The sequence below is a fragment of the Methylophaga sulfidovorans genome, assembly GCF_900114205.1.
Taxonomy (GTDB): domain Bacteria; phylum Pseudomonadota; class Gammaproteobacteria; order Nitrosococcales; family Methylophagaceae; genus Methylophaga; species Methylophaga sulfidovorans.
In genome coordinates, this window is record NZ_FOSH01000004.1 from 23,036 (window position 1) to 48,984 (window position 25,949).

The following is a 25,949-nucleotide window of genomic DNA, read 5'->3' on the forward strand; positions in this document are numbered from 1 at the left end:
GCAATGTCAAACTTAACTCAGATAGAAAAGTTTTTATGATGAATTTGCTAAAACAGAAAACTCATCCGTATATTGTATGTCACTAGCTTAACAACGCTTAGCTATTAGCAAATAGTTAATCTACACAAAAAACAAACAGGATATTAAGTCTAGAACAATGGAATCTATCTATCAGCAAATCATCAGTCATAACCCGGGAGAACCAGAGTTTCACCAAGCCTTATACGAGGTTCTGGAAACCCTCACTCCAGTATTAGAACGTCATCCTGAATATCAGGAACAAAAAATTATTGAACGTTTGTGTGAACCAGAACGACAAATTATTTTCCGTGTTCCCTGGGAAGATGATGATGGTCAAATCCACATCAACAGAGGCTTTCGTGTTGGCTTTAATAGTTCGCTTGGTCCTTACAAAGGTGGCTTACGGTTTCATCCAAGTGTGACTCTCGGCACGATCAAATTTCTGGCTTTTGAACAAACTTTTAAGAACGCGTTAACGGGTCTACCCATTGGCAGTGGTAAAGGCGGTTCCGACTTTGATCCGAAAGGTAAATCTGATCGTGAAGTTATGCGCTTCTGCCAAAGCTTTATGACCAGTCTTTATCGTCATATCGGCGAATCAACCGATGTACCTGCCGGTGATATTGGCATTGGTGCCAGAGAAATTGGCTATTTGTTTGGTCAATATAAACGCATTACTCAACGTTACGAAGCTGGCGTCATTACCGGTAAAAGTCCAGGCTGGGGCGGTACACTCATACGTAAGAAATCGACAGGATACGGTGCCGTATTCTTTTGTGAAGATATGCTAAGAGCGGTTCATGATGAAGAACTAAAAGATAAAATTGCTCTGGTGTCAGGCTCTGGTAATGTCGCAACCTACGCAATGGAAAAGCTGCGTGCTTCAGGTGCAAAAGTCATTGCCTGTTCTGATTCAGGTGGCGTCATCATCGATCAAAAAGGCATTGATGTGGATGCGATTATCCGTATCAAAGAAATCGAAAGACAACGAATCTATACCTATCTCGATAGCCATCCCGATGCGGAATATATTGAAAACGGTAATATCTGGGACATTCCTTGCGATATCGCCATGCCCTGCGCCACCCAGAATGAGCTGGAAGCCGAAGATGCACAAAAGCTGGTCGATAATGGCTGTTTAGCTGTATGTGAAGGTGCTAATATGCCTAGCACACCAGAAGCTATTAAGATTTTGCAGAGCAATAATGTCGCCTTTGCACCAGGCAAAGCAGCTAATGCCGGCGGTGTTGCCTCATCAGCTTTAGAGATGCAACTGAATGCCACCCACAGTAGTAGCTATGAATACAGTGAAGATCGTCTGCATGAAATCATGAATCATATTCATAAAGCCTGCTGCCAGACTGCTGAAGAATTTGGTGAGCCGCATAATTATGTATTGGGTGCCAATATTGCGGGTTTCAGACGCGTGGCGAATGCCATGTTAGCGTTTGGTCTTATTTAGAAAAATAATGGGCCAATCCAAATTGAGCTGGCCCATCTCTTTAAAACAGTTTCTTAATCCCTGTCACGATTAATAACACGATCACCCCCGCAATCAGGCCAATCACCCCATTAAACAGCAATGGCATGATGGTAGTCATCACTGCACCCATCGATGTGTTCAATATCTCTAATATATGATGTAAAAATGGCAAGCCATGTACCAGAATACCGCCGCCCACCAAAAACATGGCGATCATCCCCACCACCGAGAGGAACTTCATTAACTTCGGCGCAAGAAATAAAATGATTTGTCCCAGTTTGCGTTGAAAAGCATCAAAGTTGCTATCGCCATCACCGTATTTTATTAAGGCCAGACCAGCATCATCGAATTTCACAATACCAGCGACAATTCCATAGACACCAGAGGTCATCACAATAGCTATCACAGAAACCACGACCGCTTGTGTTAGAAAGCTCCCTCCTTGCACAACACCGAGTGCAATCACAATAATCTCAGCGGACAGAATAAAGTCTGTTCTGATGGCCCCTTTTATTTTCTTACGTTCATAGGCTTTGATATCGATATTTTTATCTGTGGTTGCAGCGGCCAGTTTTTTCTTATGCTCGTCATCACTTTCTTCATGTGGTAACCATTTATGAGCCAGCTTTTCCATGCCTTCATAACAAAGAAATAAACCACCTAGCATTAATAAGATGGTGACACCAATAGGAAAAACAGCACTAATAACTAAAGCCAGTGGCACTAAAATTAACTTATTTAAATAAGAACCTTTGGCGACTGCCCACACCACTGGTAGCTCACGTTTCGGGTCTACACCGGTGACTTGCTGTGCATTAAGTGCGAGATCATCACCTAATACGCCTGCCGTCTTTTTTGCTGCCACCTTTGTCATCACTGACACATCATCAAGTAATGATGCGATATCATCGACCAGAGCTAATAAGCCAACACCTGCCATATTTTTTATTCCAATAACGTTTAGTGAGAGATAGCGTATTTATTTAGATATCCGCTGTCTATTTGCTCTTTTTTATCAGGCAAAAAACCATACTTGTCATTATGACTTAATTTTGCATGCCGCTGATGCAAACAAACTTAAAGCTGTTCTAGCAAGCAAATTACTAAAGTAAGCCCAACAGGCTGATAATTGTATTAAGTCTGGATAAGTGACATAAATGCTTTTGCTGCTGGACTGGGCCTTGATGACCAAATCATATACAAAGCTCGCTTTGGTGCTTCTTTTATGGGAATAGCCACAACATCAGAGAATTCTTCGGCCAGAGGTTTTGGGACAATAGCATAAGCTAGACCAGACGCCACTAACTGCTCAATTAAACTGATATGGTCAACCACAAACTTTACTTTAGATAAAAGGCCCTGGCTGGCAAAAGCTTCATCAGTCTGTCGTCGGGCACTGCTTTCTTTTGGATAGTTAACCATCGGCTCAGCGGCAAGTTGATGTAATGATAACAAAGGATATTTTGCCAGGTGATGCTCGCATGGCAACACGGCTACCAGAGGCTCTTCAGCTAACTGAGAATATTCAACACCTGATATCGGCTCATCTACCCATAACCCGATCAAAGCTATATCCAAACGATGGTTTGCCACATCGTTGATCAATATTTCACTACCGGCTGTTTTTAAACCAATATCGACCTCTGGGTAACTTTGGTGAAACTCTGCAAATACATTTACGATATTAATCATCGTCATTGCTGAAATCATGCCGACATTAAGACGGCCTGAAACAAGCCCTGTTGTTGCCGTAACGTCAGTGTAAATTTTCTGAACTGAATCTAAGGTATGCTTTGCCTGCTCAACAAATGATTGTCCCGCCAGCGTTAAAGTGACCTTTCTTGACGTCCGTTCAAAAAGGGATACACCCAACTCTTCTTCTAGCTTTGCAATCTGATGACTTAATGCTGACTGAACGGTATGGCAGCGTTTAGCAGCCAAGGTAAAACTGGATTCCTCAGCTACAGCTACCACATATTCAATTTGCCTTAGATTCATTCATCTATCTCATTTAAAGATAGCTTTAATGATAACAATGCATTTGAATCATTAATACTTACATCGCATAGTATGCCTAACTCATTCACTGAAACACCTTTATGACAAAGCAACAAAATGTGTTAACACAAGGCTTGGTTTTACTGATGGCAACCGCAACAGGCATTGCCGTAGCAAGTAATTACTACGCCCAACCATTACTAGATACAATAGCTTCTGAGTTTGGCTTAAGTCACTCCTTAGCAGGTAATATTGTCACCACCGCCCAACTCAGTTATGGCATTGGCTTATTATTTCTAGTACCTCTGGCTGACAGACTGGAGCGCCGTAAGCTCATTATCGTGATGAGCTTATTTGCCACAATGGGTTTGGTAATAAGTGGTTTCGCTAGCAGCCTGCCATGGTTATTACTAGGCACTGCTATAACCGGTCTCAGCTCCGTTGTTGCCCAAGTATTACTGCCATTAGGAGCAACGCTGGTCTCTGAACAGCAACGCGGAAAAGTCATTGGCACCATAATGGGTGGATTATTACTGGGCATATTATTAGCCCGTGTTGTGTCCGGTGGCTTGTCCAGTCTAGGTAGCTGGCGTTATATCTATTGGTTTGCTGCTGTAGCCATGTTCATCACCACACTGGCTTTAGCTCGTTTCTTACCAACTTATCATAATAATAATGATATGAGCTATAAGCAGATATTAGGCTCTGTACTCAGCTTATTTGTTAAAGAACCTATACTGCGTTACCGTTCCATACTGGGCATGCTGTCATTTGCTTTGTTCAGCATGTTCTGGACTCCCCTGGCTTTCTTATTAGCCAAACCACCTTATGAATATAGCGATGCCACAATCGGTTTATTTGGTCTTGTTGGTGTTGCCGGGGTATTTGCAGCCACATGGGCTGGACGCTTAGCTGACGCGGGTAAAGGTGATCTTGGTACACGCATCGGTTTACTGGCTTTATTAGTGAGTTGGCTGCTACTTTTTAATGCACCGAGCTCACTTATTGCACTTTTACTAGGTGTGTTATTACTGGATCTGGCAGTACAACTGGTGCATGTCAGCAATCAAAATAAAATTTATTCTTTACACCCAGATATTCGAAACAGACTCACCTCAGCGTATATGACCTGCTATTTTATTGGCGGGGCATTTGGTTCATGGTTTTCTGTCATGCTATATCAGCATTATGAGTGGACTGGTGTGACCATGGGTGCCACCGGGATTGCATTGATTGCCTGTATTCTGGATTTGAGTATGCGAAAGAATACATCGAAGTAATTACTTACTCTGTATTTGAATCACTCATTGGTGGAATGCGAGATGACCATAAATACATACTCGCTTTTTTATCCAATATAGATATCGAATAAACAACATCACAGGCTCGTCCAGCCGCACCATAACAAACATGTAGCGGTAACAAATGCTCTTCTCGGGGGTGACAATAGCGTGCATAAGGTGCCTGTTCCCATTCCTTAAATCGCACCATCCTCTGTTCTTCAGTGATAGTCTGGCTCGAACATGTCTCCACCAGCCAGTCTTCAAAAGATTGATTCATTTGTTGATGCGCCAAATCATCTTTGGTAAAAAAAGCACGCATATTATGAAATGAGAAACCAGAGCCAATAATCAGGACATCTTCAGCAAGATTTTCAGCGATGACCTCACCAAGCTTGAGGTGTAAATCCGGATCCAGCCCTTTCACTAAGGAAAGCTGAATACAAGGAATATCAGCATCTGGATACATAATGGTTAAAGGCACAAACACACCATGATCAAGGCCTCTATTTTCCTCAAGTTCGGCGTCAATACCCGCTGTATTTAACTTACTCACCAGCTGTTCTGCTAACTCAGGCGCACCTGCACATGGGTATTTAAATGTATAAGATGCTTCAGGAAAACCATTGTAGTCATAACGTAAGTCTGGTGTTTTTTGGTGCGTGACTCTGACCTGCCTTGCTTCCCAATGGGCACTGATCACAATAATGGCTTTTGGCTTTTTTATCTGCTGTGTGATGTTAGTGAGTGTTTCAACTAACTGTTGATGTGAAATATCACCCAATAAAGGCATGGGGCCTCCACCATGGGAAATGAAGACGATATCCGCCATTAGCTGACTGCTAAAAACCACTTCGGCTTCATTCTGCCAAAGTCAGCTCTAATGGGTGATTTCAAACGTCTGGCAGAATCAATCACTACAGCACCATTATCATCACGCCTAAACACAGCCCAATGCCAGAAAGGTTCACCATTGATCTCATGCCACTTCAATGCAATGAGCGCTCTATCAGGCAGATTGTCCCAAGAAACAAAGTCTGTTTGTTTGTCACTGACAGAGATATTTAATGCCGATAATAACTGCCTGACGTAGGAAGTATCAGACCATAGTGTTTTGTCTTCAGCATAGATACCAAGCGAATTTGCCAGCTCTTTTGCCTCGGCATAACTTATACGGGCGAGGTTAGCACAGGCAGCGATACCACAACCTGAAGCTTCTTCCTGAACAACAGCCCAACAATTTGGCTCCAAACTCATATCACTCTCTTATCCGTTTTCATTCAGTCAAATAATGAGCATAAGACCGACATACTTTGCCGGACGGGCCAAAATGTAAAACTTCAGCTGAAATACCACTTATGCCGTCATAAATTAGAGTCAATGATCCCGCGCCACACAACACATGCTGGAGTTTAAAGTGTAATGAGGGATACTTTTCCAAGCCTTTTGCCCAGTAAGCACCTATCGTCTCTTTACCCCTAAGCTGGCCAGAAGGCTCTCCCATTAACTTCACTATCAACGGTGATGTCATTTCAAAATCATCGTCGTAGTGTGACAGGATTTGTTCAAGATCGTGATTATTCCACGCCGCAATCCACTCATTAGCAAATTGTTCCGCAGCATTTTTGTCCATTCGTGTATTCCTAAAAAATGATGACTCACCGATGAGTGGACTTGGACAAAAAATAGGGCAGAAAAATTGCCCTGTCAGAAAAATACAGGGCAATAAATGTATGAATTAGGCTTTTTTAACAAATTCAGACTTGAGTTTCATGGCGCCGATACCATCAATTTTGCAATCGATATCGTGATCACCGCCCACCAGACGGATGTTTTTCACTTTAGTACCCACTTTCACTACCGCTGAAGATCCTTTTACTTTCAGATCTTTAATTACGGTTATGGTATCGCCATCCTGTAATACATTACCGTTTGAGTCACGAATAACATCTTCATCAGCCGCTGCATTAGTTTCACCTTCCTGCCACTCATGAGCACATTCAGGACAGACAAACATGGCTTGATCCTGGTAGGTATATTCAGAACCACAGGCAGGGCAATTAGGCAGATCACTCATATCAATTCCAGATAAACAAAAGGGTTATTCTAACCGATATAAGACCAAAAACCTGATTTATCTCAATAAAAAAAAGCCCCTTTCGGAGCCTTTTTATTTCTAGGAGGTGATATTTAGAAGTGATAACGAACGTTTGCAGTCACATTCCTTCTTTCACCGAAACCACAGTCATAGCCATCCGCACGGCACCATGAAACATATTCTTCATCAGTCAGATTTTTAGCATCAAGCGAAAAATCCCAATTCATGACGCTATAGCCAAGCATGACATCATACAATGTTTCTGATGGTACCTCTGGCATCCCGCCTGATCCCACATTTGTCCCAATATAACGGATACCTGCACCTACCCGCCAATTAGTGGCAAAGTAATATTTATTCCACCATGAGGCTACCTTTTCAGCAACATAGGCAAGTCGCTCTCCTGTTTCGGCATCATCAGCGTTCATATCAGTATAGGAAAACTGAGTTTCGAACTTCTTCCACCGCTTATTAACTTGTAATTCCCATCCATCAATCGTTGCTCCAGTTTGAGAAACGCCTCCAGGAGTGCTGCCTTGCTTGATACGCTTATTCTGAGTGATATCAAAATAAGCGGCAGTGATAGCTAGGGTTTTATCTTCAGATAGATATTTAAAACCATATTCTCTCTGGACACCTGTTGTTGGATCTAAAGTTTTAGCTGATGATGTTCCATCAGTCCCCAAATTCATAGTGAATGCTTCAGCATAACTGGCATAAGGCGAAAAGCCATTATCGAACCGATACATGATTCCAGCTCTGCCAGTTGTCTCTTTTTCATCACTTTTTGTATTTGGCCCAGATACTGCCAATAAAGTATTTTTTGCCCAATCACGTCTTAAAGCAGCTGAAAGCACAACTGGACCAATTTCCATGTGATCAGCAATATAAAAACCTGTTTGTCTGATCTGATTATCAGGTCTGTCAGATGGATTTGCCAAAGCTGCAGTGTTTAAATTGCCATAGACAGGGTTATATAAATTAATAGATGTTCCGCCATTAGAAGCACTTATATAGTTATCCTCTTCCCAAAGAGCATCTTGGTGATCGATACCAATTAATACATTATGCTTTGTGACACCTATATCAAAGAGACCTTCCAGTCGTGTATCAATGTTAAAAATACGAGTCTCTTTATCTGCCATGTAAATACTTCTCGTAATATCCCCCGTTGGACTGACCGTTGCACCAACTCTGGCCCAATGCTCTCTTGTCGCTGTTTTTGACTCTGTATAACGAGCAACCGACGAGAATTTCCATGCATCGTTCAAATTATGATCCAGCATCAATGTAATTTCTGTCTTGTCGCGATCATATCTATCCCAACCAGGTTCACCTACAAAAGTATCTGAAGAAACTCTTCCCAATGCACCGGAATCCAAAGTGACGGATTGAGGTAAAAACTGTGCAGAAACCTGACCTGAATTTTGTTGACGATTAAATAAAACGGTGAAACTCGTATCATCTGAAGGTTGCCAGGTGAAAGAGGGCGATATAAAAAAACCATCATCATCGACATGATCGACCTGAGTTTGGCTGTCTCGTTGCAAACCAACTACACGATAAAACAGTTTTCCATCTTCCGTTGCTGGTCCAGTAACATCAAAAGCTAACTGCTTTCGATTAAAAGAGCCGTATTGCGCCCATATTTCGCCTTGTTGCTCATCTTTAGGTAACTTTGACACTGAGTTTACTATCCCACCTAACTCACCCTGTCCATACAAAACAGATGAAGGACCTTTTAAAACTTCTATGCTCTCTAATGCATATGGATTTGTTCTTACACTGTTATATGAGCCGTAAAGCTGACGCAATCCATCTAGATAGAGAGATGGAGAAATACCCCTGATATTTGCAGCATCTACTCGAGTATCCAGTCCATATGCTCCAGAATATACTCCTGAGGTATAAAGCAACGCATCTTGTATTGTTTTAGCGCCCGTATCTTGTATAAACCCCTGATCGATAACAGCTATTGAATATGGACTATCTTCAATAGGTACACTCATTTTCCCTACCTTGGGCTCTTTTTCCAGTGGAATATAGCTATTTTCTACTATACCACCAGACGTTACTTGTACCCGCGGAAGATCCACGATGTCTTCTGCATAAACAGGCAAACTCGCTAGAATTAAACTACTTAACAATAAAAGTGATGAGCCAGGCCGAAGAGTCGGGCTATTGACTTGTTTCATATTAAATTTCCGTAAACTAAATAATAATGATTATTATTTATAATAATTTACGTAATTTAACGTTTTCTGTCAAAATGGAATTAAAGCCTGACAGATACTAAACAGACTTCCTAATGATTATTAACTCACTCTCTGTTTGTTCTTTTTTAATCCATTGCTGTAGTTAACTTATTATAAAAACTCATATTTTTTTGATACTGCTCAAATGACATCATATTGTGATTATATTGGTATTCCACGCTATCCATAATCTCTGAGACAGCATTGCCATAATCATAGTCTGGGCTGGCATAAGGGTTAACCCAGTTAGGATCACCAGGTTCGCGGCCAATATTGGCTAAACCTACCGCAAAAATCATATGTGTCGGAATATCCATTATCGAGAGTCCATCGGAGGCTTCTTCCCAAGCTGCTTTAAATGAAGCAGGCGCATTCTCAGGAGGGAAGGTAAACATATTACCCTCACCAATTGTGGTCAGACCGTCATTATTTAAATCGTGGGTATAACCGGGCGCATTCAATAGATTAGCCGCACCTTCATCAGATAACACCGAAATTTTAATGGGCTCAGCAAGTCCATGAGCTTGCCTGACTACATCAAGCTCATCAGCAGATAAGCTCCTCAACGCAGCCTTCGGATCATGAGTTTGTTGTACTTTTTGCAGAATATTCTGAAAGGTTTCCACGTCATCATCAGACATTTTTCGCTGGTGCATCAAAGCAACAGATTTGTCTGATAAGGCGGCAACATTTGCCGTTAGATCTCGTGATAATTGGCTTGAAGTTGTCATTTTATGTCCTCGTCCCGGAGTTCAATGACGAATCTGCAATCTCGGTGCCAAGCAGCTTTAGTTTGTCTTCACTGACTCGGTTGGAATAGCATCTAAAAAATCTAAGACACGATCTGGACTATAACCACGAACCACCTGTTTATTAACCACTAACAGAGGCACGCCTTTACCACCTAGCGCCTCAAAGTTGCGTTTTGCCTGTGCTGACTTTTCAATATCCAGATCATCGTAAGCAATATTTCTACGTTCCATAAAGGCACGCATTTTTGCACAGTAACCACACCATTCTGTGGAATACATCGTCACATAGGTCGCGGGTAAATAAGAATAATCTTTAGGCGGGATAAAAAAGTCTCTCACCGTATGCCACTGCTGAAACAGCACAAATACAGCAACAAATAAGACAAACTTTTTCATCGTTGAGCCGTTGTATTCATTGAATTACTGGCACTTTCGTCTGCCAGCTAGCAGGTAAACGCATGACTAACTGATAGCGTACTTTATGCCAGAAACCGGATAGAAGCAGCAGCGAGAAACCAATGAAAACACCAACGTAGGCAAAACTGTCACCCGCTAAACCATAGGTTTTCAGCAGTTCCGTCAAAGCCACCAGCACATAAATCAACGCCGATACCATAAAGGCACGACGGTCGATTACCAATGACACAAAGGTCAGCAGAATATACAAACCCATGATCAAAGCCAGAGTAGAGTTACTTTGCTGCCCATCAAAAATACCTAAGGTAGAGAATATTGGATGCACAATAAGTGGTGCCGCTGTCAGATGTAACCAAAAAGCCACATCAGATTTACCGGTGACACGTTTCAAGTCTGCTGAATCCCATTTCATAGCGACAATAAAGACGATCAGACCGCCGCAAAACATTAACCAACTTAAATAATTTTTTAGTATTGGGAAAAGAGAAATTAACAAGGAGACGATAAACACAACGGCAGAGGCTGTACCTGCAGCAACCGTAATCGGCACCTTAAAACGTTTCCAGTGACACCAAGCCGCAACGGCGGCAACCGACCCCGCCAGCATAAAGCCATTTTCTGAAGGTAAACCCAGTGCTAAAACAACGGCAGCAAAGATACCGCCGACAAAACTTACCAATAAAAAGATACCTGGCAGTGCCATTTTTCGTTTTAACACAAAAAACTCTGCCAAGCCCCATGAGATGATAGCAACTACAGCAGCAGCCAATGGCGCGCTGGTAGCTTGTAACACCCATCCTGTGGATAACAACAATAAAGCGCAAGCCATCAACACAAAAATGTCGTTAAAACTCGATACCAGTTTGAAGTCTTCTTCATCGGCAAAGTGTGTATTACGCCTTTGCAGTGCATCATGGCGAAACTGCTCCACAGACGAGGCTGTAAAGATTCCTTTATCTACGGCCTGTTGCAGGTCATCATCGGTATACATATCTCTCTCAAAATTGCTTATTGTGTATTAGAGTCTAACAATTAAGCGCTGCGCTTGTTAGCTAAAAATCGCTATGCTATTGCTTAGCTTCAACCCTTACTGAGTATCAATACATGATTTCGCTAAAACAATTGCGCTATGCCTTGATGGTAGAAGAAACCTTACATTTCAAAAAAGCAGCAGAGCAGTGCAATATCAGTCCATCTGCATTAAGCACATCTTTGAATGAGCTGGAGCAACGGCTTGGACTACAAATTTTTGAACGTGACAACAAAAAAGTATTAGTCACACCTATTGGCAAACGTGTATTACTCCAAGCTCGCTCGATCATGTTGCAGGCAGAAGATTTACAGAACTTTGCCGAAACACAAAAAAGCCCATTTAGCTATCCACTCAGTATTGGAATGATTCCCACCATCGCCCCCTATCTGCTTCCCAAATTATTACCGGCTCTTAAGCAGAACTATCCACTGGCGCAAATTAATATCTTTGAGAATCAGTCTCATATTCTGGTAGATAAGGTAAAGCGAGGTGAGCTGGACACTGCAATACTTGCTTTACCGTTTCCATGTGAGGGCTTATTAGAAATGCCTTTCTGGGATGAAGATTTTTACTTGATTACCCGCAAAAACGAATCCACTTCTTACGGCAGCGAAATCACCAGTGACAAGCTTAATCTTAGTCACCTTTTACTGCTGGAAGAAGGACATTGTCTGAAGGATCACATTATTGATGCCTGCCATATGTCAGTAAACACGATTAATCAGAGCTTTCGTGCTACCAGCCTAAATACACTGATACAAATGGTCATCAATAATCTGGGCAGTACTTTGATTCCAGAAATGGCCATTGAACAACTCAAATCACACTATCCGGATCTTGCTGTCATCCATTTGAATGAGCCCGGCCCTCATCGACAATTAGCCTTCATTATGCGGCCCAACTTTACCCGACTGAACAGTATTGAAAAATTAATGGAAATGGCAAAAACAGTACTTGATAAACAATGTTCAAAATAACTGCACATTATCATTTAATTATTCAAATTTACTAATCATAGACTTCAACCGATACTCGTTCTCGCTCATCAACAAACAAGGAGAGAGAGTATTATGTTGAAAAAAACCATACCTATAGCAACGGCTATTGCCATTGCATTATCCAGTGCCAGTGCATTTTCTGCTGGCGAACCCAAATCCCCCACATTCTGGTGGCCAGACCAACTTAATCTGATGCCACTCCGTCAGAATGCAGAAAAATCAAACCCATTGGGTGAAAACTTCAATTATGCAAAAGCATTCAACTCACTTGATCTGGAAGCTGTAAAAAAAGACATCAGACAAGTTATCAATACCCCACAAGACTGGTGGCCAGCCGACTATGGTAACTATGGTCCGTTTTTTATCCGCATGGCATGGCATAGTGCTGGTGTTTATCGCATCTTTGACGGTCGTGGTGGTGCAGCCGGTGGTCAGCAACGTTTCGAGCCACTTAATAGCTGGCCTGATAATGTGAATCTGGATAAAGCACGCAGACTGTTATGGCCGATCAAACAAAAATACGGCAATAAAATCTCATGGGGTGATCTCATGGTGCTGACAGGTACTGTGTCTCTGGAAAGCATGGGTTTCAAAACCTTTGGATTTGCTGGTGGCCGTACTGATGACTGGGAACCAGAAATGGTGGACTGGGGTGAAGAGAAAGAATTCCTCACTAATTCCAAGCGCTACCACAGTGACAAAAAACTCGACAGACCTCTGGCAGCCGTTGAAATGGGCTTGATTTATGTCAATCCGGAAGGCCCAGAAGGGAATCCTGACCCACAACTTGCTGCTGATGATATCCGAACCACATTTGGTCGGATGGCAATGAACGATGAAGAAACCGTCGCTTTGATTGCCGGTGGACATACATTTGGTAAGGCACATGGTGCACATCCTCCCAAAGATTGTGTCGGTCCCGAACCTGCAGCAGCTGGTCTGGAAGAGCAAGGCTTAGGCTGGAAGAATAAATGTGGCACCGGTAATGGTGGTGATACCGTATCAAGTGGTCTGGAAGGTGCTTGGACCATCACGCCAACTGCATGGAGCATTAACTATCTGCAAAACCTGTTTAATATGGAATGGGTGCAAACCAAGAGTCCTGCAGGTGCAATACAATGGACCCCTAAAAATGCGGATGAAGTGAAGTTTGTACCAGATGCTCATGATCCTAACAAACGTCATGCACCAATGATGTTTACCACGGATATCGCCTTAAAAGTCGATCCCAAATACCGTGAAATTGCTGAACGATTCCTCGACAATCCGTCAGAGTTTGATCGTGCTTTTGCTAAAGCCTGGTTCAAGCTGACACACAGAGATATGGGACCTCGTGCCCGTTATCTTGGTCCTGATGTGCCTGAAGAAGCATTAATCTGGCAAGATCCATTACCAGCACTGAATCACCCGGTGGTGAACGCCAAAGATATCACTGAGCTAAAAGCGAATATTCTCAACTCAGGTCTAACAGTACCACAACTGGTCAGAGCTGCTTGGGCGTCAGCAGCCAGCTACCGTGGTACCGATATGCGAGGTGGTGCAAATGGTGCCCGAGTCAGATTAGCACCACAAAAAGACTGGCCTGCGAACAGTCCGCAAGAACTGGCAAAAACCTTATCTACGCTGGAAGGTATCCAACAAACCTTCAACAAGCAATCTGCCGATAGACAGATTTCTCTAGCAGACATCATTGTTTTAGGTGGTGCAGCAGCGATTGAGAAAGCAGCAGGAGATGCTGGGTTTGATATTGAAGTACCGTTCAAACCAGGGCGCGTTGATGCACTAGCCGAACAAACTGATCCAAAATCATTTGCTGTACTTGAACCAACAGCCGATGGCTTCAGGAATTACTTTGATGTCAGCAATGACCGTTCCCCCACAAAAATGCTGGTGGATCGTGCCAGCCTGCTCAATCTGTCAGTACCAGAAATGACAGTATTAGTTGGCGGTATGCGTAGTCTTAATGCCAACACAGATGGTATTCAGTATGGTGTGTTCACTGAGCATCCCGGCACATTGAACAATGACTTTTTCGTTAATCTGCTCGATATGTCCACCAAATGGGTAAAAGCTGAACAACCTGGTTTATACAATGGTGTGGATCGTGAAACAGGTAAGCAACGATGGACAGCAACACCTGTTGATCTGGTGTTTGGTTCTAATGCTGAACTGCGAGCGGTTGCAGAGGTATATGCGGCGAATGACAATAAACAAAAATTTGTTGATGATTTCGTTCAAGCATGGACCAAAGTGATGACACTGGATCGTTTCGATTTAGCACAACACTAATTATTACTGCACTTGGCCTGACAGATAATATTATCTGTCAGGCCTTTTTTATTAAAAAACGGTTAGGCTGGTAAGAATATAAAACGGCGATAAAGCTAGTCAGAAACCTGCTTATCATAGGCTTGTTGAGCCTCAATCACCTGCTCAATATTATTTTCAGACCAACTCTTTATGCCTTCGAGCAGCTCAACCAGTGTCCGTCCAAACGAGGTTAAAGAATATTCAACTTTCGGTGGCACCGTCGGATAAACCTGACGATGAACCAGACCATCTCGCTCTAAACCACGTAATGTTTGTGTCAGCATTTTTTGAGAAATACCATCGAGCTCGCGTTGTAACTGACTGAAACGCTTTGTTTCTTTTACGAGAGCGCCTACCGTAAGAACTGTCCATTTATCAGCGATGCGATCCAGCACTAAACGTGTCGGACAGTTTTTATTGTAGACATCCCATCTCATCATTCATGCTCGCTTATTGATCTAGTCATCAGCGCTTACCGTCCGAAAAAAACAAGTCTTAGCTACAACCAGCCTTTACGTTTGAAATACAGATAGGGTGCCATGCCAGCGGCAACCATCAAACCAATTGCCATAGGATAACCATATTCCCAGTCTAACTCGGGCATCACATGGAAGTTCATACCATAAATGCTCGCCACCAATGTGGGTGGTAAAAATACTACAGCTGCAATCGAGAAGGTTTTAATAATCTGGGCTTGTTGTATATTGATAAAGCCCTGGGTCGAGTCCATCAGGAAGTTGATTTTGTCGAACAGAAACGTGGTATGAGACATCAAGGTCTCTAAATCTCGCAAAATTTCATACAAGGTTTCGCGTGATTCTGTAGCTTCACGCAAATTTCTGAGTAAGAAAGAAATATCCCGCTGGGTATCCATCAGGCATAAACGAATTTTTCCGTTACTGTCTTCCAACCTCGCTAGCTGACTGATGCAGTCTTCCAAGTCTGCGGCTTCATCTTCCAATACTAAATGGCTGACGCGTTCCAGTTCACGATGTATATCTTCCAGATTATCCGCATGGTTTTCGACTTTTTGCTCCATCAAGGTGATGAGTAACTCACGTGGCGTTTTGCAGCTGATTTGCCCACGTCGCGCACGCATGCGTAGTAAACGGAAGTCACTCAACTCACCATCACGAATCGCTACCAGTCGATCTTCCTGCAAGATGAAGGCGACAGAGACCGTATGATGCCGTCCTTCTGAATAGCCAAGAAATAAAGAATGCACATGCAAACCATCCTGATCAGTAAAACACCGAGCTGACGCTTCGATTTCTTCAACATCATCCACATCAGGCACTTCATCACTGAATAATGTGCCGAGCAATGCCCGCTCATCGTCATCCGGTTCCAATGCATCAATCCAATCAGCTTCTCGTAACTGCGCAGAAGAAATCTCTCCTTCGATAGGAATTTCTTTGATCAAACCTTGTGCAATTTTGTACAGACGAAGCATGCGAGTTCCTCATTGCTTGTATTACGGCAGATGTGAGGCATTGTAACGTAATGCATGCTTAATGCCGATGAATTACCGACCTATCGCAGCTTAAATAACTCCTGATGAAACTGGCCGGGGTGTAAGCCGTGTTGAATGAAATCCTGACGCAAGGCTTCGCCAAACGCTGGAGGCCCACAAAACCAGATACTCGCTTCTTGCCAATCAGGTACAGCTGCTCGGATTTGTTCTGCATCAAGGTGACCATCTTCATCATCCACCATTAAGTGCAATGTGACTTTTGAAGCTTTCACATCCGCAGATAACTTCTCTCTGACAACATCGTTGATCTGTGCCGTAGGATGGAAAAAATCAATGGTTTTGCCGTCCGGCTCGTCAGCCAGACGTTTCATACGAGCGATAAATGGCGTGATGCCAATTCCCGCACCAATCCATATTTGTCGAGGTTTATCATCCGTAAAGTTAAATTCACCGTAAGGCCCTTCCATCGTAATCGGCATACCCACTGACAGTCGTTGCTTCAAACGCGCGGTGTGATCACCTAACTCTTTAATCACAAAACGAATCAGGCGAGTCTCCGGATTCCAGGCTGAAGCGATAGTGTAAGGGTGTGCGCCTTCTTTTTTATCTGACATCGCAAAAGCAAACTGCCCAGCATTGTGCCCAGGCCAGCCTTCATCCATTTTTACCGTGACTTCCATCACCCTCATATCCGAATGATATTCCAACTCTGTGATGTGTCCGTTGACTTGACGTTTAGCCCCCACTCGCCCCATCAGCACCAAGATCGCAGCAATGCTGCCGCCAAGTAAAAGTGCCGCCATCAACCAACCGATAGGCTGAGCCCAGTACTCAAATTTCAGTAATATCACCGCATGGAATACAAACAACAGATAAGAGACGGCTAATAAGGTATGCGTCTTGGCAAACCAACGATAAGGAAAACGTTTGATCAGGGCCAACACAATTAACAAAGCAGCTGCATAAAAAGCCCACTCACCTATGCTTTCCGCTAAGCCTCGCTGCGAACGAAATAAGCCTTCCCAAAAACCTAACTCTGGCTGTGCTCCTCTGGGCCCACGCTCAGGCTTAATCAGCCAGCCCCAGCCCACCATCCATTTCGTGCCTTTTGCAAACCACCAATGTGATACCGCAAACACCAGAGCACTGATACCCAGCCACTTGTGCAAACGGTACATCTTATCCAGACCATTGAAATAGGGCTCAACCCATTTCGGTCTAAGGGCAAGCAGCATAGCCACGCTCATAACCGTAATAGCAATGACTCCACTGTACTGAACAAACACAGCCCTAAAAGAAAAGTAAGTAAACGGATCAGGCCATAAACTATCTGCCATTAACCAAAATACTGTGGGCAAAAACAGCACCATCAGCAAAGCATATTTAATTTTTTTCATACATCTCTAACACAGTAATGGAATCAGTATGTCTAATTTAACTCAGCAAAAGTTAAGGCAACGTTAACGCTCTGCATGGGCAGCTAAGTTTGATTACAATGTCAACAAACACACATAAAACAACCACGTATATTTATCACACTCAAAAATAGGATCAGCATATGAAAGGCAGCCCAAAAGTTATTGAATTGCTCAATACGTTACTGGCAGGCGAACTGACCGCTATGGATCAATACTTCATCCACTCCCGTATGTATGAAGACTGGGGCCTGACTCGCCTCTATAACCGCATTGCTCACGAAATGCAGGACGAAACCGAACACGCCGACCAAATGATCAAACGTATTCTGTTTCTGGAAGGCATGCCCGATCTGACTCACCGCGAACCACTTAACGTCGGTCACACCGTCAAAGACATGCTGCAAAATGATTTGGACCTCGAATACACCGTGGTAAAAAATCTTCGTGATGGCATTGCTTTATGTGAAGCAGAAAAAGACTTTGAGACCCGTAAAATGCTTAAGCAACAGCTGGAAGATACCGAACTGGATCACACCCACTGGTTAGAACAACAACTGGGGCTGATTGAGAAAATGGGACTGGAAAATTATCTGCAAGCCATGACATTGGCGGAAGCGGAGTAATTGCTTTAAAGCTATCAAGACAGACTTTCCAAACTCGGTCATTTCGCCTTGGTGGCGAGTCAGGGAAATGCTTGCCCATTTCCCTAACAACCCTAGGGCACCCCACAGTGCTGGCCTGCGGCTCCACTGCGTTGCTCAATTTGTCGTCAGTACAAACAGGAATTTGAAAAACTTCCTTTCTAAGGGTTTATCACCGTAAAAAGTGGCTTTATTTTGTGCATATATGGACACATATTTGTGTGGTTCACACACAAACTAAAAGGCGCCTTCAAACTCAATCGCCTTCTCAATTAATGGTTTTCTGTTAATTGTGTTTGCGACTCTAAGCAAGGCAAATACAGCTATACGATGCTTTAACTCCATATATCTTGAGTTACTATGCTTAAAAAGCCCACTCTCCTCATCTAATTCACCTAACTTTATATTTTTATATGCTTTCTCTGGAGCCATTTGAAAATAAAATGCTGGTGTACCCGGAATATAAGCAAACCTATTTATAACAACTCTCTCAATATAAGGCTCATGTTCACGCAAAAAATTTGTAGTCTTTTTAATATCATCAGCTTGCTCATTTCCTTCACCAATAATGCATGTAAGCCTAACACTCAGCCCAACGGCATGTGCAGTCTTGATAAACTCAGAGACTCGCTTTAATTTAGTCCCCTTTAGCATGCTGTTAAGCACTTCTTGACTACCGGACTCCAGCCCCGTCGTTATTCTTACAAGGCCCGCATCGCTCGCTTTTTTTAAATCCACATAGCTCAATCCATTATCTGTTCTGGAATCTACATGAACAGATGCCGTCCATTTTATATCAGGCAGTTCATGTGAAATTCTTTCTGCGAGACCTTTCCAAACATCAAGGTTCGAATTCAACTTAAGGTCGAGTAAGACAAAGAGATTAGCTTGATGTCTGTTTCTTTGATATTTCATTTCTGAAATAACATTTTCCAGACTGCGAGAACGATAATTTCGGCCAGCGCTGGTTAAGACATCAGAGCAAAATGAACATCGCCCCCATTCACATCCTCTACCGGTCATGATGGGGATTATCTTATTTGGGTATGAACACCAAGGAAAAGCATCAAAAGTTGGGTAAGGGATACTATCAAGACTTTCTAGAGGTTTAGCTATATTGCACTGCCCCCTGTCTTCATAAACACCTTGATAATGGCTGATATCATTTCCTAGTAATACATCATCAACCATTCTATTGAGAATTGCCTCGGGCTCTCCAGCAAACACCGCAGTGACCCCTCGAATTACAGACCATTTCTCTGCTATCTCGGGAATGACAAAACTATTCCCACCAATAATAAGCGGTATGTTGTGGTCATCACAGATACCGGCAATCACTGATGTCACATCAAAGTACATGGTATATGCTGATATCAACACGATATCTGGCTTATGTTTTCTTATCTGTTCTCGGAAGGCAGATACAATTGTTTGTTGAAGTATCGTCTTATCTTTTTTTCTTACATTTTTGATTCTGTCATACAGGAATTTAAGGAGTCTATTTTCACTAGTCGCAGCTATGTGATTCAAAAACTTGAGGTAGTGATATCCCCTAGGTTCTTTCACATTCCTTGGAAAACCATGCACACCAAAAAACAATGGCGATAAAACGTCTACCTCAGCACCATTATTTTTCAATATTGAACTCAAGTAACCGACTGATAGCGTTGGATACCGGGAAAAGTTATTCAAATCTACAATCAAAACATGATGTTTAGCTTGGTCTGCTTTATTCGACTTCATGCAATCTCCTTTTGAACTCATCCCCAAGTCGCTAATGCACTGCAAACATTAACTTTAATTTACACTAAAATGTATTTCATAAGGCCAGAAGATTTTTCCTAATATGCTGGAAGTGACCAGTCAGCTACTGTTTTAAATGAAAATAGATTATTTCTGCAAGTTCGATGTGCTATTGCACTTTTTTACTAATGCATTCCCTCTGACACTAGCGGACTGATTAGAAATATTTCTCAACCTAACCTACTACTTGAAAACCACACCATTAACCCCATTTAACTCTCACCAAACTGCAACAAGCAGTGTTACTAATACCACTAAATAACAGCCACAAAACTAAACGAAGAAACCATGAGCAAACAAGAACTCTTATACCGTGTCGAATTCATCCAAGCCGGCCAACGTTACGAACTCTATGCCCGCGAGCTCAGCCAAGGCGGCTTATTTGGTTTTATCGAAATCGGCGACTTCGTTTGGGATACCCACACCTCGGTGGTATTAGACCCCAGCCACGAAAAACTCAAAGACGAGTTTACTGATGTAACCCGCACCTATATTCCTATGCATGCGGTATTAAGAATTGATTCTGTCACCAAAAAAGGCTTAGCCAAAATCACCGAATTTGATGGCAAAGTGACCCACTTCCCCAGCCCGATTTATACACCAACCAATAAATAGAGTTGCTTAAAAAAAATGTAGGTTGGGTTGAACCTGTGAAACCCAACAATCCTCTGTCTTGATATATGTTGGGTTTCGTTCCTCTACCCAACCTACACGTGTCATTATTTCGCCTTGATGGCGAGTTAGGGAAATGCATGCCCATTTCCCTAACAACCCTAGGGCACCCCACCGTACTGGCCTGCGGCTCCACTCGTCATAACATTGATTCAGGCGGTCGGCTAAAACTCGCTTCGCTCACAAATTTGTCGGGAACAAATTTGGACGCCGGAGGCGCCCAAAGGGTGAGTGGCATGGATGCCACGAATCAAACACTAGCCTCCCTCAGACCTGAATAAATGTCATTCCTCATCATCACAAACGGAGATTTGAAAAACTCCCAACCTTCCCGTCTATTGCCGCCAAAAATTAGGCTTGTTTGATGGATTAAGTGGTCGAGTGTTTGAGCGTTAGCGAGTTTTCGACCACGCCATCAAACAAGGTTAATTTTTGGATGAAGGCAATATCGGGTGCCCTTTTGTTTGGTTCGTTTATTTTGGGCATGCAAAATAAATGAACGCCCTGCGGCAGCATGTGATTTTAAATCAAGAAACTACCCGTTGGGTTTCGTTCCTCAACCCAACCTACCGTGCTGACCAATCATGATCCAGATAAACCTCCGCTACTCATCAGCACAAACGGGGGGATTTTGGGAGCAGTATCTGAGTCTGGAAAGTATTGAAGCACCCTTTGCGAAGCCGAGCATCGGAAATCAGTTTGGATCAAACACGACGAGTGTCTGAGCGCAGCGAGTTTTCGTCGTGTTACAAACTGATTGAGAAGCGCAGGGAACCCGATAGGGCAAGCTTTGGGCTGGCCTTTTTTGGTTCGTTTTTTGGCCACGCAAAAAATGAACGCCCCAGCGGCAGCTTGTGAAGTTGAAAAAGATAATGGTTCTAATAGTTTTTACACTGACCCTAAATATTCTATTGATTTCATAAGTTGCTGAATTCAGAGTATATCCGGTATAATTTAGAGTTAAGTGATGAATAAATCATCATTTGGGGAGAATGGATGTTAGACCCAGCGACAATATCTTCTGCTCTTTTGCAAAAAGCTTCAGAGCGTAACCTTTCTGTTTCGAATCTCAAATTACAGAAACTTGCTTACTATTGCCAAGGCTATTATTTAGCTACGACGGGGGAGCCTATGTTTTCTGATAGAATTGAAGCGTGGGATCATGGCCCTGTGGTTCCCTCCCTATATCACACATATAAAATCTATGGTTCCACTTATATACCGAGCAGTAATCATCAACATGTAGAGTTAGCAACACTCCCAAAAATGGTCATAGATATTATTGATTTTGTTCTGGATAAATGGGGTAACAAAGGTGCTTGGTTTTTACGAAACCAAACTCATCAAGAAGCACCATGGAGAGAACATTATAATGAAGAAACCGAACAGGTTGATGGCGATGAAATTACCCATGATCAAATGCGCAGTTTCTTTATCAAACAAATTAGTGAAATTCAAGATACACAATTATCATCGGTGCTTGATAGTGTAGATACTTCTTTTATTTCAGTACCAGATGACATATCAACGGAAGATGAGTTTTACAAATGGATTCAAGCCCAGTAGCCCAGCATAGAGTAAATTTCACAAATAAATCACTAGCTGAACTCAAGTCTATGGATGAAAATGTCACAAAGGCATTGTTTAAGAATTTCATTTTACCAATCAAAAATGGCCATAGACCACCCCATGACCTTCAAGGTAAGTACAAACCTAGTTGGGAAATGCCATTTGTAAACTCGCCGATGAGAGAAGCATTTATGCAACAATCAAAAGCTCTCAATCTATTTCACTATCATTTCGGTTATATGTTTTATAGAAGTGGAAATGACCCTCATTACCCAGGGGATATTTCTGACGGAATTATTCACACTCAAGTTATTTGTGAGCCTAGCATCGTCTCTCATAATATTTTGCAGGTCTGCCTTGAGCACCCATCCCCTTTCAAACAACCATTTGAAAGGGTTAATGACGAGCTCGCTGCATAAAAGGGTTTTCTTGATTACTTCTTCTTAACCGGCCTCTGCCACCCACTAACCGTCTTCTGCTTAGACACCGTCAACGTTAACTCACCAGCAGGAGCATCCTTCCGAATAGTCGAACCAGCCCCAATAGTAGCCCCATCCTCAACCGTCACCGGCGCGACCAACTGCGTATCCGACCCCACAAACACTCGATCACCAATTACAGTACGGTGTTTATTGGCTCCATCATAATTGCAGGTAATCGTACCGGCACCAATGTTCACATCAGCCCCCATATCGGTATCACCAATATAGCTTAAATGATTGATTTTAGAACCTAATCCGATATTGGCATTTTTAATTTCTACAAAGTTACCGACTTTAGATTTAGCGGCTAAATGACTACCTGGACGTAAGCGAGCATAAGGTCCAACGGAACAGTTAGCACCCACTTTGGCATTTTCAATAATGCTATTAGGCAGAATTTCAGCACCTTCATGAATCACGCTATTGATGATGATACAGTTAGCACCAATCGTGACATCATTAGCCAGCGTATTATTGCCTTCAAAAATCACATTCACATCAACGGTAATGTCTTGTCCAACCGTCAGTTCACCACGAATATCGACACGAGCAGGATCACGCATGGTGACACCAGCCATCATCAAGTCAGTGGCTTGTTTCTGCTGGTAATAACTTTCCAGCTCAGCGAGTTGGACGCGGTTGTTAACGCCTGCAACTTCCTGCTCATCCTCACAAGTAATCGAATCAATATCTATACCTTCTTCAACGGCTTTAGCTATCAAATCTGTGAGGTAATATTCGCCTTGGGCATTATGGTTATCGAGTTGAGACAACGCCCCGTTTAACCATTTTGTTGGGATGCACATAATGCCAGTATTCACTTCGTTGATTTCACGTGTTTCTTCGTTGGCGTCTTTTTCTTCGGTAATCATCAGCATACGGCCTGTGACATCTCGCACGATACGGCCATAGCCAGTTGGGTCATCAAGAATCGTTGTTAACACTTTCAGACCGCTGGTATCTCCCTCATGAATCAATGCTTCAAGTGTGTCTTTTTCGATCAGTGGTACATCACCATATAACACCAAGACTTGGTCACTGTCCTGATAAAAGGCTTTGGCTTGCTCTACAGCATGACCTGTCCCCTTTTGCTCTAGCTGCATAGCGGTATCAATACCTTGCTGTTCGAGATAAGGCACCACTTCGTCGGCACCACTGCCACACACCACAGCAAGTTGGCTGGGATTGAGTTGTTTAGCGGTATCAATCACGTGTTGCAGTAAAGGTTTATTAGCGAGTGTGTGCATGACTTTGGGTTTAGCGGATTTCATGCGGGTGCCTTTACCGGCAGCGAGGATGATAATGCTCAGGCTCATAGGGTGTTCCGTATTTGTGATAATGGGGTTAAGTTTAGCAGACAATAGATAAAAAAAAGGCCGTCACGAAGACAGCCTTTTTTATTTTTCACAGTGAAAGACTAACGTCCTTTACTGCTCGATCTCAGTCGCTCGATTGCACGCAGTTGCGCCATTGCTTCAGCCAGTTCTTTCTGAGCTTCTGCAAAGTCGCGTTTCGCTGAGCCGTCTTTGATCGCTTTTTCTGCATCTGCTTTCGCTTGTAATGCAGCAGCTTCATCAACGTCCGCAGCGCGTAATGCGGTGTCAGCCAACACAGTAATAACGTGTGGCTGAACTTCCAGCATTCCGCCAGAAACATAATACTGTTCTTCTTCGCCGTTCTCTTTTAAGACACGAACTTCACCTGGTTTAAGGCGAGTCAGCATAGGTGTGTGGCGTGGGTAAATACCCACTTCACCCATCACAGCTGATGCAAAGACGGCTTGTGCCAGACCTGAAAAGATCTGATTCTCTGCGCTTACGATATCAACATGGATAGTCATAGCCATGTTTACCTCCCAGGGGATTAGTACTTCTTAGCTTTCTCGACAGCTTCTTCGATACTACCTACCATGTAGAACGCTTGTTCTGGTAGTGAATCGTAGTCGCCATTCAGAATGCCTTGGAAGCCAGCAATCGTGTCTTTCAGAGAGACGTATTTACCAGGTGCACCAGTAAAGACTTCTGCTACGAAGAACGGTTGTGACAAGAAACGCTGAATCTTACGAGCACGAGATACTGTCAGTTTGTCTTCTTCTGACAGTTCGTCCATACCCAGGATCGCGATAATGTCTTTCAGTTCTTTATAACGTTGCAATGTACCTTGAACGCCACGAGCCACGTCATAGTGTTCGTTACCGACAACTAATGGATCAAGCTGACGTGAAGTTGAATCTAACGGATCGATTGCTGGGTAGATACCTAATTCAGCAATTGAACGAGACAGTACAACAGTCGCGTCTAAGTGAGCAAAGGTGGTTGCTGGTGATGGGTCAGTCAAGTCATCCGCAGGTACGTATACCGCTTGGATAGAAGTGATAGAACCAGTCTTAGTTGAAGTAATACGTTCTTGCAGAACACCCATTTCTTCAGCCAGTGTTGGTTGGTAACCTACCGCTGAAGGCATACGACCTAACAACGCTGATACTTCAGTACCGGCCAATGTGTAACGGTAAATGTTATCAACGAAGAACAGTACGTCACGACCTTCATCACGGAAATATTCCGCCATAGTAAGACCAGTCAACGCAACACGCAGACGGTTACCAGGTGGCTCATTCATCTGACCGTAAACCAGTGATACTTTGTCGATAACGTTTGAATCTGTCATTTCATGATAGAAGTCGTTACCTTCACGAGTACGTTCACCAACACCCGCGAATACTGAGTAGCCACTATGCTCAATCGCGATGTTACGAATCAGTTCCATCATGTTAACGGTTTTACCTACACCGGCACCACCGAACAGACCGACTTTACCACCTTTAGCGAATGGGCAAACCAGGTCGATAACTTTGATACCGGTTTCAAGTAATTCATTACTTGCTGCTAATTCGTCAAAAGATGGTGCTTTACGATGGATACCCCAACGTGCTTCTTCACCGATGTCGCCTTTTTCGTCGATAGGGTTACCTAAGACGTCCATGATGCGACCTAATGTTTGTTTACCAACAGGAACGCTAATCGCTTTCCCTGTGTTGGAAACTGCTAAATCACGCTTCAGACCATCAGTTGTACCCATGGCAATTGCGCGAACAACACCGTCACCTAATTGTTGTTGAACTTCCAGCGTTAAGCCAGCGTCATCAACCATGAGGGCGTCATATACTTTAGGCAGGCTATCACGTGGGAATTCCACGTCGACGACCGCGCCGATAATTTGAACAATCTTTCCAGAGCTCATCTCGC

The 25,949-nt window shown here is 43.1% G+C and carries 25 protein-coding genes; 8 read left to right on the forward strand and 17 right to left on the reverse strand.

Annotated elements, in window-relative coordinates:
* Positions 1-157: 157 nt before the first annotated feature.
* Entirely contained in the window at positions 158-1,483 is a 1,326-nt protein-coding gene (gdhA, locus tag BM232_RS03905; RefSeq protein WP_091711876.1) for an NADP-specific glutamate dehydrogenase, read from the forward strand.
* Positions 1,484-1,523: 40 nt separating this feature from the next.
* Here the strand turns inward: gdhA and BM232_RS03910 are convergent, their stop codons facing one another.
* Positions 1,524-2,444 (reverse strand): DUF808 domain-containing protein, encoded by a 921-nt coding sequence (locus BM232_RS03910; RefSeq protein WP_091711877.1) that lies wholly within the window; start codon positions 2,442-2,444, stop codon positions 1,524-1,526.
* Positions 2,445-2,638: 194 nt separating this feature from the next.
* On the reverse strand, positions 2,639-3,502 hold the full coding sequence (locus BM232_RS03915; RefSeq protein WP_091711878.1) for a LysR family transcriptional regulator: 864 nt from the start codon (positions 3,500-3,502) through the stop codon (positions 2,639-2,641).
* Positions 3,503-3,603: 101 nt separating this feature from the next.
* Between BM232_RS03915 and BM232_RS03920 the strand changes: the two genes are divergently transcribed.
* A complete protein-coding gene (locus tag BM232_RS03920) occupies positions 3,604-4,782 on the forward strand; it encodes an MFS transporter (RefSeq protein ID WP_091711879.1) in 1,179 nt (392 codons plus the stop codon).
* A gap of 4 nt (positions 4,783-4,786) precedes the next feature.
* On the opposite strand, the gene BM232_RS03925 is transcribed toward BM232_RS03920, so the two are convergent.
* The 8 genes from BM232_RS03925 to BM232_RS03960 all read right to left on the reverse strand — a co-directional run bounded on the left by BM232_RS03925 (position 4,787) and on the right by BM232_RS03960 (position 11,295).
* Complete coding sequence (locus BM232_RS03925) at positions 4,787-5,614, reverse strand: DODA-type extradiol aromatic ring-opening family dioxygenase (protein ID WP_091711880.1); 828 nt, start codon at positions 5,612-5,614, stop codon at positions 4,787-4,789.
* Positions 5,614-6,039 (reverse strand): hypothetical protein, encoded by a 426-nt coding sequence (locus BM232_RS03930; RefSeq protein WP_091711881.1) that lies wholly within the window; start codon positions 6,037-6,039, stop codon positions 5,614-5,616. Before BM232_RS03930 ends, BM232_RS03925 begins: the two co-directional genes overlap by 1 nt.
* A gap of 19 nt (positions 6,040-6,058) precedes the next feature.
* Positions 6,059-6,415 carry a nuclear transport factor 2 family protein gene (locus BM232_RS03935; protein ID WP_091711882.1) on the reverse strand — a complete coding sequence of 119 codons (357 nt, stop codon included), beginning with the start codon at positions 6,413-6,415 and terminating at the stop codon, positions 6,059-6,061.
* A gap of 105 nt (positions 6,416-6,520) precedes the next feature.
* Positions 6,521-6,859, reverse strand: a complete 339-nt coding sequence (locus BM232_RS03940; protein ID WP_091711883.1) for a zinc ribbon domain-containing protein YjdM — start codon at positions 6,857-6,859, stop codon at positions 6,521-6,523.
* Between the two features lie 113 nt (positions 6,860-6,972).
* The gene (locus tag BM232_RS03945) at positions 6,973-9,075 is read right to left on the reverse strand and encodes a TonB-dependent siderophore receptor (RefSeq protein WP_091711884.1); all 2,103 of its coding nucleotides are present in this window, start codon (positions 9,073-9,075) and stop codon (positions 6,973-6,975) included.
* A gap of 146 nt (positions 9,076-9,221) precedes the next feature.
* On the reverse strand, positions 9,222-9,866 hold the full coding sequence (locus tag BM232_RS03950) for a hypothetical protein (RefSeq protein WP_091711885.1): 645 nt from the start codon (positions 9,864-9,866) through the stop codon (positions 9,222-9,224).
* A 57-nt stretch (positions 9,867-9,923) separates the two neighbouring features.
* A complete protein-coding gene (locus tag BM232_RS03955) occupies positions 9,924-10,283 on the reverse strand; it encodes a glutaredoxin family protein (protein WP_091711886.1) in 360 nt (119 codons plus the stop codon).
* A 16-nt stretch (positions 10,284-10,299) separates the two neighbouring features.
* Positions 10,300-11,295 (reverse strand): hypothetical protein, encoded by a 996-nt coding sequence (locus BM232_RS03960; RefSeq protein ID WP_091711887.1) that lies wholly within the window; start codon positions 11,293-11,295, stop codon positions 10,300-10,302.
* A gap of 113 nt (positions 11,296-11,408) precedes the next feature.
* Here BM232_RS03960 and BM232_RS03965 point away from each other — a divergent pair, with 113 nt between their 5' ends.
* Both BM232_RS03965 and katG read left to right on the forward strand, forming a co-directional pair.
* Positions 11,409-12,314 carry a hydrogen peroxide-inducible genes activator gene (locus BM232_RS03965; protein ID WP_091711888.1) on the forward strand — a complete coding sequence of 302 codons (906 nt, stop codon included), beginning with the start codon at positions 11,409-11,411 and terminating at the stop codon, positions 12,312-12,314.
* 93 nt (positions 12,315-12,407) lie between these two features.
* Positions 12,408-14,624, forward strand: a complete 2,217-nt coding sequence (gene katG, locus BM232_RS03970) for a catalase/peroxidase HPI (protein ID WP_091711889.1) — start codon at positions 12,408-12,410, stop codon at positions 14,622-14,624.
* A 95-nt stretch (positions 14,625-14,719) separates the two neighbouring features.
* On the opposite strand, the gene BM232_RS03975 is transcribed toward katG, so the two are convergent.
* From BM232_RS03975 to BM232_RS03985, 3 genes are all read right to left on the reverse strand, one after another.
* Positions 14,720-15,085 (reverse strand): winged helix-turn-helix transcriptional regulator, encoded by a 366-nt coding sequence (locus BM232_RS03975; protein WP_091711890.1) that lies wholly within the window; start codon positions 15,083-15,085, stop codon positions 14,720-14,722.
* A 59-nt stretch (positions 15,086-15,144) separates the two neighbouring features.
* On the reverse strand, positions 15,145-16,098 hold the full coding sequence (corA, locus tag BM232_RS03980) for a magnesium/cobalt transporter CorA (protein ID WP_091711891.1): 954 nt from the start codon (positions 16,096-16,098) through the stop codon (positions 15,145-15,147).
* 80 nt (positions 16,099-16,178) lie between these two features.
* The gene (locus BM232_RS03985; protein WP_091711892.1) at positions 16,179-17,516 is read right to left on the reverse strand and encodes a ferredoxin reductase family protein; all 1,338 of its coding nucleotides are present in this window, start codon (positions 17,514-17,516) and stop codon (positions 16,179-16,181) included.
* 161 nt (positions 17,517-17,677) lie between these two features.
* On the opposite strand from BM232_RS03985, the gene bfr reads away from it, so the two are divergent.
* Positions 17,678-18,160 carry a bacterioferritin gene (bfr, locus tag BM232_RS03990; RefSeq protein WP_091711893.1) on the forward strand — a complete coding sequence of 161 codons (483 nt, stop codon included), beginning with the start codon at positions 17,678-17,680 and terminating at the stop codon, positions 18,158-18,160.
* 255 nt (positions 18,161-18,415) lie between these two features.
* Here bfr and BM232_RS03995 read toward each other — a convergent pair whose 3' ends face one another.
* Positions 18,416-19,921, reverse strand: a complete 1,506-nt coding sequence (locus BM232_RS03995; RefSeq protein ID WP_091711894.1) for a B12-binding domain-containing radical SAM protein — start codon at positions 19,919-19,921, stop codon at positions 18,416-18,418.
* Between the two features lie 348 nt (positions 19,922-20,269).
* Here BM232_RS03995 and BM232_RS04000 point away from each other — a divergent pair, with 348 nt between their 5' ends.
* The 3 genes from BM232_RS04000 (at position 20,270) to BM232_RS04010 (ending at position 22,641) form a co-directional block, all read left to right on the forward strand.
* The gene (locus BM232_RS04000; protein WP_091711895.1) at positions 20,270-20,596 is read left to right on the forward strand and encodes a DUF1820 family protein; all 327 of its coding nucleotides are present in this window, start codon (positions 20,270-20,272) and stop codon (positions 20,594-20,596) included.
* A gap of 1,053 nt (positions 20,597-21,649) precedes the next feature.
* Positions 21,650-22,219 carry a Panacea domain-containing protein gene (locus tag BM232_RS04005; RefSeq protein WP_091711896.1) on the forward strand — a complete coding sequence of 190 codons (570 nt, stop codon included), beginning with the start codon at positions 21,650-21,652 and terminating at the stop codon, positions 22,217-22,219.
* Complete coding sequence (locus BM232_RS04010; protein WP_091711897.1) at positions 22,201-22,641, forward strand: hypothetical protein; 441 nt, start codon at positions 22,201-22,203, stop codon at positions 22,639-22,641. The genes BM232_RS04005 and BM232_RS04010 overlap by 19 nt, the downstream gene beginning before the upstream one ends.
* Positions 22,642-22,655: 14 nt before the next feature.
* Here the strand turns inward: BM232_RS04010 and glmU are convergent, their stop codons facing one another.
* The 3 genes from glmU to atpD form a co-directional block, all read right to left on the reverse strand.
* Complete coding sequence (gene glmU / locus BM232_RS04015) at positions 22,656-24,020, reverse strand: bifunctional UDP-N-acetylglucosamine diphosphorylase/glucosamine-1-phosphate N-acetyltransferase GlmU (RefSeq protein WP_091711898.1); 1,365 nt, start codon at positions 24,018-24,020, stop codon at positions 22,656-22,658.
* Between the two features lie 101 nt (positions 24,021-24,121).
* Positions 24,122-24,550: a F0F1 ATP synthase subunit epsilon gene (locus BM232_RS04020; protein ID WP_091711899.1), complete on the reverse strand. Its 429-nt coding sequence runs from the start codon at positions 24,548-24,550 to the stop codon at positions 24,122-24,124.
* Between the two features lie 17 nt (positions 24,551-24,567).
* Positions 24,568-25,944, reverse strand: coding sequence for a F0F1 ATP synthase subunit beta (gene atpD / locus BM232_RS04025; protein WP_091711900.1), 1,377 nt, complete (start codon positions 25,942-25,944; stop codon positions 24,568-24,570).
* Positions 25,945-25,949 lie beyond the last annotated feature (5 nt).

Bases quoted from the DNA above. Each gene is read 5' to 3' on its own strand.
- gdhA (WP_091711876.1), top strand. From the start codon at position 158: ATGGAATCTATCTATCAGCAAATCATCAGTCATAACCCGGGAGAACCA.
- BM232_RS03910 (WP_091711877.1), bottom strand. From the start codon at position 2,444: ATGGCAGGTGTTGGCTTATTAGCTCTGGTCGATGATATCGCATCATTA.
- BM232_RS03915 (WP_091711878.1), bottom strand. From the start codon at position 3,502: ATGAATCTAAGGCAAATTGAATATGTGGTAGCTGTAGCTGAGGAATCC.
- BM232_RS03920 (WP_091711879.1), top strand. From the start codon at position 3,604: ATGACAAAGCAACAAAATGTGTTAACACAAGGCTTGGTTTTACTGATG.
- BM232_RS03925 (WP_091711880.1), bottom strand. From the start codon at position 5,614: ATGGCGGATATCGTCTTCATTTCCCATGGTGGAGGCCCCATGCCTTTA.
- BM232_RS03930 (WP_091711881.1), bottom strand. From the start codon at position 6,039: ATGAGTTTGGAGCCAAATTGTTGGGCTGTTGTTCAGGAAGAAGCTTCA.
- BM232_RS03935 (WP_091711882.1), bottom strand. From the start codon at position 6,415: ATGGACAAAAATGCTGCGGAACAATTTGCTAATGAGTGGATTGCGGCG.
- BM232_RS03940 (WP_091711883.1), bottom strand. From the start codon at position 6,859: ATGAGTGATCTGCCTAATTGCCCTGCCTGTGGTTCTGAATATACCTAC.
- BM232_RS03945 (WP_091711884.1), bottom strand. From the start codon at position 9,075: ATGAAACAAGTCAATAGCCCGACTCTTCGGCCTGGCTCATCACTTTTA.
- BM232_RS03950 (WP_091711885.1), bottom strand. From the start codon at position 9,866: ATGACAACTTCAAGCCAATTATCACGAGATCTAACGGCAAATGTTGCC.
- BM232_RS03955 (WP_091711886.1), bottom strand. From the start codon at position 10,283: ATGAAAAAGTTTGTCTTATTTGTTGCTGTATTTGTGCTGTTTCAGCAG.
- BM232_RS03960 (WP_091711887.1), bottom strand. From the start codon at position 11,295: ATGTATACCGATGATGACCTGCAACAGGCCGTAGATAAAGGAATCTTT.
- BM232_RS03965 (WP_091711888.1), top strand. From the start codon at position 11,409: ATGATTTCGCTAAAACAATTGCGCTATGCCTTGATGGTAGAAGAAACC.
- katG (WP_091711889.1), top strand. From the start codon at position 12,408: ATGTTGAAAAAAACCATACCTATAGCAACGGCTATTGCCATTGCATTA.
- BM232_RS03975 (WP_091711890.1), bottom strand. From the start codon at position 15,085: ATGATGAGATGGGATGTCTACAATAAAAACTGTCCGACACGTTTAGTG.
- corA (WP_091711891.1), bottom strand. From the start codon at position 16,098: ATGCTTCGTCTGTACAAAATTGCACAAGGTTTGATCAAAGAAATTCCT.
- BM232_RS03985 (WP_091711892.1), bottom strand. From the start codon at position 17,516: ATGAAAAAAATTAAATATGCTTTGCTGATGGTGCTGTTTTTGCCCACA.
- bfr (WP_091711893.1), top strand. From the start codon at position 17,678: ATGAAAGGCAGCCCAAAAGTTATTGAATTGCTCAATACGTTACTGGCA.
- BM232_RS03995 (WP_091711894.1), bottom strand. From the start codon at position 19,921: ATGAAGTCGAATAAAGCAGACCAAGCTAAACATCATGTTTTGATTGTA.
- BM232_RS04000 (WP_091711895.1), top strand. From the start codon at position 20,270: ATGAGCAAACAAGAACTCTTATACCGTGTCGAATTCATCCAAGCCGGC.
- BM232_RS04005 (WP_091711896.1), top strand. From the start codon at position 21,650: ATGTTAGACCCAGCGACAATATCTTCTGCTCTTTTGCAAAAAGCTTCA.
- BM232_RS04010 (WP_091711897.1), top strand. From the start codon at position 22,201: ATGGATTCAAGCCCAGTAGCCCAGCATAGAGTAAATTTCACAAATAAA.
- glmU (WP_091711898.1), bottom strand. From the start codon at position 24,020: ATGAGCCTGAGCATTATCATCCTCGCTGCCGGTAAAGGCACCCGCATG.
- BM232_RS04020 (WP_091711899.1), bottom strand. From the start codon at position 24,550: ATGGCTATGACTATCCATGTTGATATCGTAAGCGCAGAGAATCAGATC.
- atpD (WP_091711900.1), bottom strand. From the start codon at position 25,944: ATGAGCTCTGGAAAGATTGTTCAAATTATCGGCGCGGTCGTCGACGTG.